The organism is Photorhabdus sp. HUG-39 (assembly GCF_963878365.1).
Lineage (GTDB): Bacteria > Pseudomonadota > Gammaproteobacteria > Enterobacterales > Enterobacteriaceae > Photorhabdus > Photorhabdus kayaii.
Window position 1 is genome coordinate 22,670 of record NZ_CAWNWY010000004.1, and the last position, 13,379, is coordinate 36,048.

Consider the following 13,379-nt stretch of genomic DNA (forward strand, 5'->3'; position numbering starts at 1 on the left):
TATGAAAAACAAAAAATTCAGGTTATCTCCTACCGGCAAGCTTACCGCTTCTATGGCAATCATTCTTGTCTCTTGTTCTACCAGTTTTGCCAGTGAAATCGTTGGTGGTGGCGATCCAGCACACCATCCCGATATTTTCGCTGCCGAAGGTAAAGCAACGGTTGTGAATATCGTGACGCCCTCCTCTTCCGGGTTGTCACATAACCAATATCTGGATTACAACGTCGGCCAGATGGGTGTCGTTCTAAATAATGCGCTTAAGGAGGGGCAATCACAATTAGCGGGGCAGCTTGCCGCTAACCCTAATTTGAATGGTCAAGCTGCTAGCCTGATTCTGAATGAAGTTATCAGCAGGAACCCTTCCCTGTTATTAGGTCAACAGGAAGTGTTTGGTATAGCAGCAGATTATGTACTGGCAAACCCGAACGGCATCACCTGTAATGGATGTGGTTTTATCAATACTAACCGCGCTTCTCTGGTTGTAGGTAATCCATTGATAGAACAAGGTAATTTGCAAGGTTTCAGTACGTTTAATAATCAGAATAGCCTGAAAATTAAATCGGATGGTTTAATCGCCAATGCGATCCTTGATCTTATCGCCCCGAAAATTGACAACCGGGGCCCAGTCACCGCTCAAAAAGAGATTAATGCGATCAGTGGTGAAAATAAAACCTCAGCCACAGGAGAAGTCATTAATTCTCAGCAAACGTTAACCGGTGTGCTGGACAGCTATTATCTGGGGAGTATGCAAGCCGGACGTATCCGTCTACTCAATACTGCAAAAGGCAGTGGAGTTAATTTACAAGGTACTCTTACTGCCAGTGATGAGATTATTGTTGATTCCCACGGCAATCTCAATTTAGAAGCAGCACATCTACGAGGTGGAAATGTTGATCTTTTGGGTAATGATATTGAGGTAAAAGGTAAAGTCAGCGAATCATCATATAGCCGTGATGGTAGCAATAATTACCAAAGCTATTTCAGCGGTTCTTATACCAATGATAGTAAAAGTAGTCAGTCACTCGCTCGTACTAAGCTTGAAGGCAAAAATATTTCATTAGTCGCCAATAGTCATAACCGGATTACAGCCACGGATATCGTAGGTGATGATGTGAATCTGAGTGGTGCTAATCTCACTTTAGATGGGCAGCAATTAAAGCAATCCACTAAAAATATTAATAACCAACAGGGTTATTCCTGGCGCCATGAGGTCACTCAGGAAAGTGAAAAACTGCATCAGGCAGGAAACAATATCCAGGCCAAAGGAAATGCGAGCTTAAATGCGACGGAAGGTGACGTTAAGATCCTTGGCAGCAAAATAGATGCTAAAGGTGAGCTAGCGGTTACAGCGAAAAAAGGTGTTCAAATTGCCGGTCTGACTGAGACAGAAAAAAGCTCGGAAACAGGTCACAAAAAAAATCACACGGCTAAATTGCAGACCGGAAGTTGGGAAGAGAGTAAACAGACCGAGCGTTTGATTGCCAGTGAATTACAAGCAGGAACTAATCTTAATATTAAGGCAGGAACTCGTGCTGAAATTCTTGGGGCAAAAGTCCATGCAGGTCAAAATCTGACATTAGAAGCTGGTAAACAACTGCAAATCGATGTTCAGAAAACGGCTGATAGCCGGGCTATACGTGATGATAAAAAATACTGGGGAGGTCTCGGCGGCGGTGGGAATAAAGACAACAGTGAGTTAAAAGAAACCAACCATGCATCTGAATTGACAGCCAATGGGCGTTTATTGCTGTCAGGCTATGAGGGTATCGCCATTACCGGCAGCAAAGTGAAGGCGGTCCAAGGTGCTTTTGTAAATGCTAATAGTGGCGAATTAACCATCGATAATGCGGTCAGTCATATCAATCACAAAGTTGATGAGCGAACGGGCACAGTACTTAACATCACTAATAGCTCAAAAAGAACCAATCGCCAGCAACAGAAATCTCATGGCAGCGAATTGGTTTCTGAAGCAGAGCTCAAATTACTCAGTGATGAAGATATCAATATTATTGGCAGTCAGGTGCAAAGTACCGGCGCGCTTAGCCTGAACACATCCGGTAATATCAACGTGCTCTCTTATGGCGAACAGAAACAGGCTGATAAACAAAGCACTTCTCTGGAGCCGCAAAGCCACTTCCAACCAAAGGGGGATAAACAGTATCGTGCCGGAATAGGCATTGAACATACCAGTAACAGTCAAAAAAATCAGACGATAACACAGCAAGCTTCCACGTTGAGTGGAGGTAGCATGACTATCGATGCTGATAAAGATGTCACCCTGAGTGGTTCTAATCTGGTGACGACTACAGGTGATGCGAAGATCACCGGCGCGAATGTTCATCTGTTAGCCGCGGATAATAAAAAATCCGAAGAGAAATCTCAGAGTAAAAAGTACGTTGGCGCCTATCTTACTGGAGGAATCGATAAAGTCGGTTCTGGTATTCATGGTAGTTATGAAAGTAACAACAACAATCATACCAGTACGACTGCCGTTGTTTCCGGTTCGCAGATCGCAGGTGATTTGAATATTACAACCAACGGTGAATTGGTTCAGGAAGGGACAAAGCATGAAGTCAATGGCACTTATACCGTTGAGGCGGGCAAAGTCAGCAATCTGGCCGTATCGAATACGACATCAAATGCCAACCATAAACTACAGGTTGGCGCGGATATTGGTGTCAATGTCGATTATAGCGCTGTTACTCGCCCGATTGAGAAAGTGGTTAAAGAACCGGCTAAATCTGCGCTGGATGGCACTTTAACCAAAAAAGGCACACCTAATTTCGGGGCGGATATTGCCGCCAACGGCAGTAGTATCCAGACTGCAAACAAAAAGTCCGAAGCGGTTGTAACCTCTGTTCAGGCCGGCAATGTTGTTATCAGAACCAATGGCGAGCTGTATGATCAGGGTACTCAATATCGTGCTGATAAAGGTAACGTTACACTGACTGCCGGTAGCCATAACAGTAAAGCAGCACAGAATCACCACGAAAGCAGCCACAGTGAAACCCGCGGCAATGCTGACCTACGTGTTTATACCACCACCGGTGAAGATATCTCCGGTAATGGTAAAGGCAAAGGCGGCACACAAAGCAGCCATACTGCGACTACCACAGCAGTCACTAGCCGGATTACCGCTGCGGATGACATTAATATCCGCGTCGAAAGGGATACTGAATATCAAGGCACATCTCTGAATGCTGGCTCTGGTAAAGCTAATATAGATGCTAAAGGTGATATCCATTTTGATAATGCCACCAATAGCACGACGAAAACAGCAACCGGTTATAACGGAGAAGCATCTGCTAAAGGGGGAAACTCGCCAGAGGGCAAGAATGTTCATATCGGTCTTGGCGGCGGTTACAACACAGATAGCAAAAATAGTACCACAGCTCAGGTAAGTGAAATTGGCGGTAAGCAAGGTGTCAACCTGAGTGCAGGCAATAACTTGACGTTGCAAGGTGTTCAAGTGACCGGTAAGCAAATCGACTTGAACGCTAAACAAGGTAATGTTGAACTGGTATCCGCTCAGGATCGCATTAACAACGATAGTTGGGAATTTAACCTGAAAGGCAATGGAGGTAATGCAAGCTCGATTAAGAAAGCGGAAGATGACAGTACAACCACCACCGCAAAACAGAGCCTTGGCGGGGAAGTCAAAGTAGGGATTGATCGCCTGCAAGCAACAACCCAACGTAATAGCCATATTAAAGGTGAAAATGTCGTTATCAACAGCGGCGGTGATACAACAGTTGCCGGAGCACGAATAGAGGCGGATCAGGTAAAAGGCAGTATTGGTGGTGATCTACGAGTTGAAAGCCGTAAGGATACTGAACATGGGTTAAATGCCGGTGTTGATGCTGGTATTAATTACACCAAAGAATCCAAAGTAAAAAGTGACGATATCCCTAAAGACGAGTCAACTAAGGATAATTCGTCTAAAGACGATGTGTCGAAAGATGAGGTATTGACAGATGATCCAACTAAAAATCCAACCGAAGAGCCACAACCGAAAGGATGGCAGGAAAGATTAACCTCCGCATTTAATAGTCTTAATAATATTAAAGGTATTAATGGGGTTACAGGTAAACTTAAGAGCAATGTCGATATTAAAGATCGAGAAAATGTCGGCGAACAATCGGCTATTTCCGGTAATCAAGGGGTTAATTTAGATGTAACAGGAAATACTCATCTGATTGGCGGGCAGATTGGCAATGTGCAAGGTAATGTCATTCTTAATACCCAAAATGTGGAGCAACAATCTGTTACCGGCTATGACAATAGTAAAGGTGGCAATGTTGCATTACCTGATTCTGTTAGCGGAATAGTTAAAGCAGTTCAGGAAGGTGTATTGTCCGGCAAAATACCTTTGGTGAAAACTTATAGTAATGAAACCGAAAGTAGTACAACTAATGGCGAAATAATTAATCGTAAATCTGATTAATTTGTTCTTTTATAAAAGATCCTTCAAATGAGGGATCTTTTTATTGCTACCTATATTGAATATTTCAATAATTCCAATTGACAATATTAATGCTTTTTCATAATATCAAAAAATTAATAAATGACTTGGGAATATAATTATGTTTAAAATTTACAAACGAAATTTAGAACTTAAAAACTACTATAAGTCACAGGTTAGCATAAAGGGCTCTATATTTTTCCACTTTCATACTATAGTAGAGCTAACATGTCTTTTAAACCATCATAAATGCCAGCTAACTGTAAAGCAAAACCGTGACACCTTACACTTCCAACAATATTCTCTATAAAAATAAGCGACTACTTCCTATATGAGTTGTTTCTTTCAGATTGATTTTCATTTGAGGGAGATATCTCATAGAACATATTACGCTTACGTTTGTTCGATGTGCCATGATATCTTTTTATAAACAGTTGACTGTTTTCTTTTGTTAAAAAATAATATTCAGGGTAATTACTCTCTGGATATAGTAAACTGGCAAAATTAGGTACAATTTGATTTTTGTCACGATAATCAGGATAAGGAAAATATTCTTCAGAATAAACGATTTTTTTGTTTTTGATAAAAATAAATTTTACCCCGACATCAATAAATTGATAATGCATACCAATCGCCTTTTCTATAGATTTAGGACGAGTTCCTGTAGAAAAGATATAGGCACGATCCCAATGAAATGGTGTTATTTCATTTAAATCAATTAAGCATTCCTGATTTATTTTGCAATGTTCATTGGCAAAATCGGCAATGGCCTCTCTAACATCCCATTTTTTGAAAAAAACAAAATAAACAGAGACAAAAATAGCAAATATGATTAAAACAATAGACAAATTTTTATTCATTAATTTCATCTTCAATTTTCCCCTTATGCATAGCTAATTTTCACTCATACTTCTTTCTTATATTATAATAAAACGTCACTTATGAGTAATTATTTTCGAGGATTTTGAATGTATTTTATGCCAGGATGTATATAGTATAATTTATACATAGTAACTATATGTAATAATTTTTTCTATTTTTAACACAAACCTCAGATTTTCATCTGAGGTTTTTATTATAGATTATTTTTCAATGAGTTATACTTTTTCATTTACCGTTTTCATCAAGGCTTTCAAATACAGACTTCATATAAGCGTATTGTACATTGGAAATTTTTTCTTTAACAACTTCGTAGCCATGAGCATTCTTAACGGCAACATACAACCCTTCTTTATGAAATTTCTCTAATGCAATGAGCGCTAATGTTTTCATTGACGTTGTATTTGAATTCAACCCAATATGACGGCCTATTTGGTTATTAAGTAAATCAATAGTTTGATCAGCGTCATTGAGAACTGCAAATTGCCGGATATTCAGATCAACCCGAGGGTCAACTTCATGTGCATCACCTGCATGTTTAGCAATTTTCTCCCCATATCTGGCTGCCAGAGTCGCCTGCCAAATCGTATGTCGAAAAGCATTCACCTGCGTTCCTTCACCCTGCATTTCCTTGGGTTGAGTGAATGTCCCTTTTTTCTCATCACCTTGTGTTGCAAAACGCACTGCATTAGTGGTGATATTTGTCGAACCCTTACTGAAAAGGCCAATTTCCAATGCTTCTTTTGGGTACAACTTGGCAAAAATTAATTGCTTCACCGAAGGCGGGATTGCCGTGTTTTGACCGTCATGAATAGCTTCATTAATTTCTATTCTTGATTTTTCAAGATCTTCTTTGATTCTTTTTAATCGAGCGACTTCTGTAGTGAGTGCTCTACTTAATTTAGCTTTCATTTCTCGATAATATAAAAACAAATTCCTAACAGCTCTTTGATATTTATTCCCAATCTCATCTCGTTAGGCTGGTGGCATATCACTTTGACAAGTGACTTAGATTTGACAACGGAATCATCTCGTAGAAATATTGCATGATGAGATTACTCATATTCAAGCAAGGTAACTATTTGAGGCTATACATGCCAAAGTATGCAGAAAAACAGGAAACAACCCAACATCAGCCGAAAAGGTTATCCAAAACGCCTTTGGAAAAGGGAATTCATCACGGTAAAAAAGCGATTTCCCTGACGGTCAGAGTAGGAAATTATATCCGCAATATTCCTATTATCGCTCACTTTATCCGTGCAACGCTGCGTTTTAATGATCGGATGGGTAATCAGTTTGGCGCGGCAATAACGTATTTTTCCTTCTTATCACTTATTCCAATCCTGATGCTCTCTTTCGCCATTGCGGGTTTTATTCTGGCCTCTAATCCTGATTTGCTGGCAAAACTGATTAATGGTATCGCCAACAGTATTAGTGATCCGACTCTTGCCAACACGCTGAAAAATAGTGTCAATACGGCAATTAAACAACGTACTACCGTGGGATTAACCGGTTTGGCAATTGCGCTGTATTCCGGTGTGAATTGGGTCAGTAATTTACGTCAGGCCATTCTTGCACAATTCCATCCTGTCTGGGTGCGAAATCAAGAAGATAATGAGAAAATCTATTTTAAATATTTTCGTGATGCTATTTCTCTGATTGGGCTATTATTAGCGCTGGTGATCACGCTATCACTGACCTCTATCGCAGGCTCCGCCCAAGCAACTATTGTTAAGATGTTAGGGTTAGATGGCATTGAATGGCTACGTCCATCCTGGGTCCTGATTGGATTAGCCATCTCTATTTCAGCCAACTATCTGCTTTTCCTATGGCTATTCTGGGTGTTACCACGCCACCAGCCAGAACGTAAAGCGCTATTGAAAGGAACATTGATGGCAGCGATAGGCTTTGAAGTGATCAAATATATTATGACCATGACGTTACCACGCCTCGCTAATTCTCCCTCTGGTGCCGCATTTGGTTCTGTTATCGGCCTGATGACATTTTTCTACCTCTTTGCCCGCTTAACGCTATTCTGCGCTGCCTGGATAGCCACCGCGGATAATAATCATAAAAATACCGAATAAATGTGCCCAGGCAGAGCGATCTGCTAATAATAACCCGATGAATAAGGAGCTGTTTATGCCGTTTGTTAATATCAGAATTACCCGTGAAGGTGCTACAGCAGAACAAAAGAAGCAATTAATTGAAGGTGCTACTCAGTTACTGGCCGATGTATTGGGAAAAAATCCGGCGACAACTTTTGTCATTATTGATGAAGTCGATACTGATAATTGGGGAATCGGCGGTAAGAATGTGACTGAACTTAGAGCTGAGGCTAAAAAGTAGCCTCCAATGATGAAGGGCGGTATTGTCCGCCCTTTTTGTTGCCTAAGAAGCTTTTGCCTCAGGCTTAGATATCGGTGGTTGTGCCGGAATATCAACCTTATCCTTATGTGGTGTCAGCGGCATAATCTGATTAAAGCTGTTTCTTAACTGGTCGACATCTATCTCCGCTTCCCCTTCCGGTTGGATCAGAATAAATGCAACCTCTTGTGAAAGGATCTGCTTCAACTCACGATTAAGCATTTCAGGGGTCAAGGAAGCTAAAAATGCTTGCCTCAAACGCTGATACTGCTCAGGGGCGATATCCACCACATTGCTCTGTTGGGACAAAAGACGCTGATTAATCAGAATATCCGTACTGGTATGACCATACATGGCAAACAACTGGCCGAGTTGTGCTTGTTTTTGCGCATATAGCTCATCAAATTGTCCCTTCGGCAATCCTTTATCGCGTAGTGTGGCCAATTCAGCCGCCAGATACTCCATTGCAGGTTTTAAATTACCGGCTGCCGTGTTGAGATTCAGGGCACAACTCGCACGATGATACTGGACTTTACAATCTAGCCCCAATTTCAACGCTTTATCATTTTTTCTTTCCAGCCCAAGTTGCAGATAGCGATAAAGTGCCTCGCGGGTAATATCACTAATCCAATAGTGATTAAGCACATGCGAATCATTAATCGGCTGCCAATTGAGATCCCAAATCAAGGATAAAGTATCTTCTTTCTTTTTATCGCTGATAATCCCTATGGTCTCCGGTTTCATTGGCGACAACGCGGCAATGGTGGCCGGAGTATGGCGTTTACCTTTCAATGATGAAAACGCTAGATTGATATTTTCCGGCAGAGTACGGCTATCTACATGTCCCGCAACGTATAACGTCATCATGTCAGGGGTATACCACTGCCGGTAAAACTGCTTAAGCTTCTCCAAATCAATAGGTTGAAGCGCGTTTTGTGCCGGATCGTGCCCTAACAGCGTTGAACCTTTCAAACGTCTACGCCACACGGGATCTTGTATATCGGGTGGATAGGTTGCAACGGATGTATCAGCCATTTTCATGGCATGTTGTAGAGTCTCAGGTGTAAATACCGCTTTGCCCGCTGCATCAGCCAACCAGTTCAACGCGTCTTTTAGTAGTTCAGGCCGATTATGTGGCAAGCTCAAGCTATAGAGTGTGAAATCATATGAAACAATAGCTGGAGGCAGTGGGTATTTTGGATCAATAGCACTGTTCCATAACTGCTCTAATTTGGTGGAAGATAAACTTTTGCTACTAAAAAGCACGACTTTCGGAATCAACCAGGTATAACCCGTTTGTTGGGTTTTCTCCGCCAGTGACCCTGTTTTCACGACCAGGCGCAACTGTATTCTGTCGTTAGGACGTTGTGGCGTCTGCAAAATTTGCCAGTTAAAACCGTTTTCCAATTTACCTTGTTTCCAGGCAGGGTCAGGCTGCAAGGCTTCTGCCTGCGTCTGGCCCGCAACTGCCAGCATTATCCCACCAATAAAATAACGAATTTTCGTACCCTGCATGTGAACCCCTATAAATGTCTATCCTTGGTTTTAGCCTTCGAAGGTTTAACCATTGATGACAGAATATGTTCCCTTCGACCAATAATAACGGTAGAAAAAGCAAAAACCTGAATTTTAGCAGGCGAAATCCTGTCAGGATTATAACTGAGGATTAGACCTCAAACCGCCATGAATGGTTTCATGATGACGGAGGTTTATGCTTATTAAATTGACGATTATATCCCCTGATCAGCATACCCAGTTCATCATCCTGATGGTATTTAGGGCAAGCCATTGGCTCTGATAGTTGATCGTTATTAAGATTCTGCGCAATGTCTCGTAATGGGTGCACAATAATCCGGTTGATACACCAGCTTATCGACACCGTAAGGATAAGGGCCAGTAATAAATAAGTTGTCAGCATCAGTGCCAACGTATTAATGACAAAACGATATACTCGGTTGGAATCCACTTGCAAAATCAGATGCCCTAGCGGTTTAGCATCTGTCGATACTGAACCATAAACATGAAGAGGAATACTCACTTCCACAGGGATCCCAAAAACGCGTTTAGCCAGTTCGGGGATTGAGCGATGGGTAGCAAAGCTCAATCGTATCACCCGGATATCCTCCGGTAACACCACATCCGCACGTCCTAAAATACCGACAGTGCGCAGCCCTATCAGCAACTCTTTTGCTTTACTGAGATCGGAATTAAGTAGTGCTTCCGTTAAAGGTGCCTGTACCTGAACTGCCGCATTATTAAGCTGGCTGACATAATCATCTTTACGTTGCTGTATAAAATGACACAATTGGATCGTAATAAAAATAGCAATGGTCACCAGCGTGACGCCGGTCACTGCGGCCATCTGTTTAATGGTTAACGAACGTTTGACGCGCAATTTCATTTTCACTTAAACCAATGCCTGTGGATATCGCAGTTATAACACGTGATCAATGGAATTGAGTATACTTGATTTTATCGCTAGCGATCCCGTTTCACTTATCCAAGTCGTTATTTTTCTGAAATAATTGCCTTTGGTAGCAATCAATGGCCATCAGAAATATAAGTAAATATTTAAATGGTGATAATGACTAACCCAATATCACCAAAGATGTTTTATTGAATATACCCGTCATCTTTCAAGTTGCCTCTTTGTTGGCTGCGCTCGCTCACCCCGGTCACATAGTTTGCTATGCTCCCGGGGATTCACTCCCTTGCCGCCGCGATTCATCTTGAAATCCATAGGGTATAATTGCCAAGCAATTATTCCACCGTAACATTTTCATCCTGATCGACCGCAAAACAGGCGATCAGTTGATCACCATATTGATTCAATTTTGGCTGAAACTGAGTACAAATGCTAAGTGCCCGACGACAACGAGCGGCAAATGCACAACCGGGCGGTGGATTCATTGGGCTTGGTAATTCGCCGGTCAATTTTATCCGTTCACGGCGTAATTCAGGATTCAGCCTTGGCGTTGCTGATAATAACGCCTGTGTATAGGGGTGACGTGGATGACTGAAAATCATCTCCTTACGGCCTTTTTCCACACAACGACCAAGGTACATCACCATCACTTCATCAGCGATATGTTCAACCACAGACAAGTCATGGGAAATAAAGACATAAGAGAGCCCCAACTCTTGTTGTAAGTCCATCATCAGATTCAACACCTGTGCCCGCACCGAAACATCCAACGCAGAAACCGGTTCATCCGCAATCATCACATCCGGGTCCAACATTAGGCCACGAGCAATCGCAATCCGTTGGCGTTGACCACCGGAGAACATGTGCGGATAACGGCTGTAGTGTTCGGTTTTTAGCCCCACTTTTTCCATCATCTGCAACACTTTCTCTTTACGTTCCTGTGCGTTCAACTTGGTATTGATCCGCAGAGGTTCCTCCAGGATCTGCCCAACTTTCTTACGCGGATTAAGTGAACCATAAGGATTCTGAAACACAATCTGGATTTTCTGACGACGTAGCTTTTCAGAATCTTTATTGGGCACCAGCAGATCTTGCCCCTGATAATAAAGCTCCCCGTCGGTTGGCTTTTCAATCATCGTCAGCAATCGCCCCAGCGTGGATTTACCACACCCCGATTCACCAACAACTGCCAGCGTTTTTCCCTTTTCCAATTCGAAAGAGACCCCATCCAACGCTTTTACCGTTCTAGCCGGTGAAAAGAGTCCCCCTTTAATCGGATAATATTTTTTCAGATCTGTCGCTTTTAATAACGGCACAGTGGATATTTGCTGCGCCGGATAAAGATACTCACTCATACTGTCGGCCTCCCCACATCATCCAACGGTATATGGCATTTCACCTGACGTTCTCCTACCGTTCTTAATTCTGGTTCCACCTGACGACAATGGTCATTTGCATATGGACAACGTGGATTCAGTAAACACCCGATAGGCCGGTCATATTTCCCCGGCACAACACCCGGTAAAGAAGCAAGACGGGATTTATCCGTAGCAAATTCAGGTAATGCCCGGAGCAACGCCTGAGTATACGGATGACGTGGTGCCCGGAAGATTTCCGATGCCTTGGCGGATTCCACCACCTGCCCGGCATACATCACAATAATGTGATGAGCGGCCTCTGCAACCAATGCCAGGTCATGGGTGATTAATATTAGCGCCATATTTTCCCGTTGTTGCAACTCCAACAACAGTTCAATAACCTGCGCCTGAATGGTGACATCTAAAGCGGTTGTCGGTTCATCAGCAATCAGTAATTTTGGCCGGCAAGCAATCGCCATTGCGATCATGACCCGTTGACTCATACCACCCGATAATTGGTGCGGATACACATCCAGACGCGATGCAGGATCAGGGATACCGACCAAAGTCAATAGATCAATTGCCCGCTGGCGGCGAGTACGACGATTGCCACCTTGATGCACTTTCAGCGCTTCCATAATCTGAAACCCAACGGTATAACAGGGATTCAAGCTGGTCATCGGATCTTGGAAGATCATTGCCACTTCCGCACCAACCAGTTGGCGACGTTCTTGTTCGGAAATTTTGGTCAAATCACGCTGGTTAAATTCCAGCTTGTCAGCCATCACTCTACCCGGATAATCAATCAATCCCATTACAGCCAATGAACTAACCGATTTACCTGAACCCGATTCTCCAACAATCCCGACCACCTGCCCTTGCTCCACCCGGTAACTGATGCGATCAACAGCGCGGAATGGTGCTTCTTCGTCTCCGAAGTGAACCGATAATTTTTCTACATTTAACAGTGCCATTTCGCCACCTCACTACTGCTTGAGTTTAGGATCAAGTGCATCACGCAAACCGTCACCCATCAGGTTAAACGCCAACACTGTCAGCAGAATCGCCACCCCGGGGAACGTCACTACCCACCAGGCACTTTGTGCAAACTGCAATACATCAGACAGCATTGTTCCCCATTCCGGCGTGGGTGGCTGCGCCCCCATCCCCAGAAAACCCAAAGCAGCCATATCAAGAATGGCATTAGAAAAACCCAGAGAAGCCTGCACAATCAGTGGCGCCAGACAGTTAGGCAGGATATTGATAAACATCTGGCGCATGGAACCCGCTCCCGCCACCTGTGAAGCCGTCACATAGTCACGGTTAACTTCTACCAACACCGCAGCGCGAGTTAAACGGATGTAATGTGGCAGAGACACAAAGGTCAACGCCAGTGAAGCATTGACAATGGATGGCCCAAATATCGCCACCAGCACCAAAGCCAGCAACAGGCTTGGCAATGCCAGCATAATATCAACGATACGCATGATGATAATATCCACCACACCACCGAAATAACCCGCCAGCACTCCCAGAACAACCCCCATCAACAGGGATAGCACCACCACCAGACAACCTACCAGCAATGAAAGCCGAGCGCCGTACATCAGACGTGAAAGTAAATCACGCCCAACATCATCAGTACCCAGAATAAACTGCCAACTTCCCCCTTCCTGCCATGCCGGTGGCGTCAGCAAAGAATCGCGGAACTGTTCAGCCGCACCGTGTGGGGCAAGCACCCCAGCCAGCAGAGCAACCAACAACATCAGCACAATATAAACCAAGCCAGCAACGGCCCCCTTATTGCGCTTAAAGTAATACCAGAACTCCTGCATCGGCGTCATAATCTTAGGCGCACTGTTTGCAGGCTCAGTCACTTGAGACATAA

The 13,379-nt window shown here is 43.3% G+C and carries 10 protein-coding genes; 3 read left to right on the top strand and 7 right to left on the bottom strand.

Annotation, left to right across the window (positions count from 1 at the left end):
• The first annotated feature begins 1 nt into the window (after position 1).
• Complete coding sequence (locus tag AAC155_RS04100; RefSeq protein ID WP_113041146.1) at positions 2 to 4,444, top strand: hemagglutinin repeat-containing protein; 4,443 nt, start codon at positions 2 to 4, stop codon at positions 4,442 to 4,444.
• Between the two features lie 338 nt (positions 4,445 to 4,782).
• Here AAC155_RS04100 and AAC155_RS04105 read toward each other — a convergent pair whose 3' ends face one another.
• Positions 4,783 to 5,331 carry a hypothetical protein gene (locus AAC155_RS04105; RefSeq protein ID WP_113041147.1) on the bottom strand — a complete coding sequence of 183 codons (549 nt, stop codon included), beginning with the start codon at positions 5,329 to 5,331 and terminating at the stop codon, positions 4,783 to 4,785.
• 238 nt (positions 5,332 to 5,569) lie between these two features.
• Positions 5,570 to 6,253, bottom strand: coding sequence for a DUF6973 domain-containing protein (locus AAC155_RS04110; RefSeq protein ID WP_113041148.1), 684 nt, complete (start codon positions 6,251 to 6,253; stop codon positions 5,570 to 5,572).
• Between the two features lie 182 nt (positions 6,254 to 6,435).
• Here AAC155_RS04110 and yhjD point away from each other — a divergent pair, with 182 nt between their 5' ends.
• Positions 6,436 to 7,428 (top strand): inner membrane protein YhjD, encoded by a 993-nt coding sequence (gene yhjD, locus AAC155_RS04115; protein WP_113041149.1) that lies wholly within the window; start codon positions 6,436 to 6,438, stop codon positions 7,426 to 7,428.
• 55 nt (positions 7,429 to 7,483) lie between these two features.
• Positions 7,484 to 7,690, top strand: a complete 207-nt coding sequence (locus tag AAC155_RS04120; protein WP_011144704.1) for a 2-hydroxymuconate tautomerase family protein — start codon at positions 7,484 to 7,486, stop codon at positions 7,688 to 7,690.
• A gap of 42 nt (positions 7,691 to 7,732) precedes the next feature.
• Here AAC155_RS04120 and AAC155_RS04125 read toward each other — a convergent pair whose 3' ends face one another.
• From AAC155_RS04125 to dppC, 5 genes are all read right to left on the bottom strand, one after another.
• Positions 7,733 to 9,223 carry an insulinase family protein gene (locus AAC155_RS04125; protein WP_113041150.1) on the bottom strand — a complete coding sequence of 497 codons (1,491 nt, stop codon included), beginning with the start codon at positions 9,221 to 9,223 and terminating at the stop codon, positions 7,733 to 7,735.
• A gap of 178 nt (positions 9,224 to 9,401) precedes the next feature.
• Complete coding sequence (locus AAC155_RS04130; RefSeq protein WP_113041275.1) at positions 9,402 to 10,109, bottom strand: HAMP domain-containing protein; 708 nt, start codon at positions 10,107 to 10,109, stop codon at positions 9,402 to 9,404.
• Positions 10,110 to 10,468: 359 nt separating this feature from the next.
• The gene (dppF, locus tag AAC155_RS04135; RefSeq protein ID WP_113041151.1) at positions 10,469 to 11,488 is read right to left on the bottom strand and encodes a dipeptide ABC transporter ATP-binding subunit DppF; all 1,020 of its coding nucleotides are present in this window, start codon (positions 11,486 to 11,488) and stop codon (positions 10,469 to 10,471) included.
• A complete protein-coding gene (gene dppD / locus AAC155_RS04140) occupies positions 11,485 to 12,465 on the bottom strand; it encodes a dipeptide ABC transporter ATP-binding protein (protein WP_113041152.1) in 981 nt (326 codons plus the stop codon). The genes dppF and dppD overlap by 4 nt, the downstream gene beginning before the upstream one ends.
• 12 nt (positions 12,466 to 12,477) lie before the next feature.
• On the bottom strand, positions 12,478 to 13,377 hold the full coding sequence (gene dppC / locus AAC155_RS04145; RefSeq protein ID WP_046974787.1) for a dipeptide ABC transporter permease DppC: 900 nt from the start codon (positions 13,375 to 13,377) through the stop codon (positions 12,478 to 12,480).
• Positions 13,378 to 13,379: the final 2 nt, after the last annotated feature.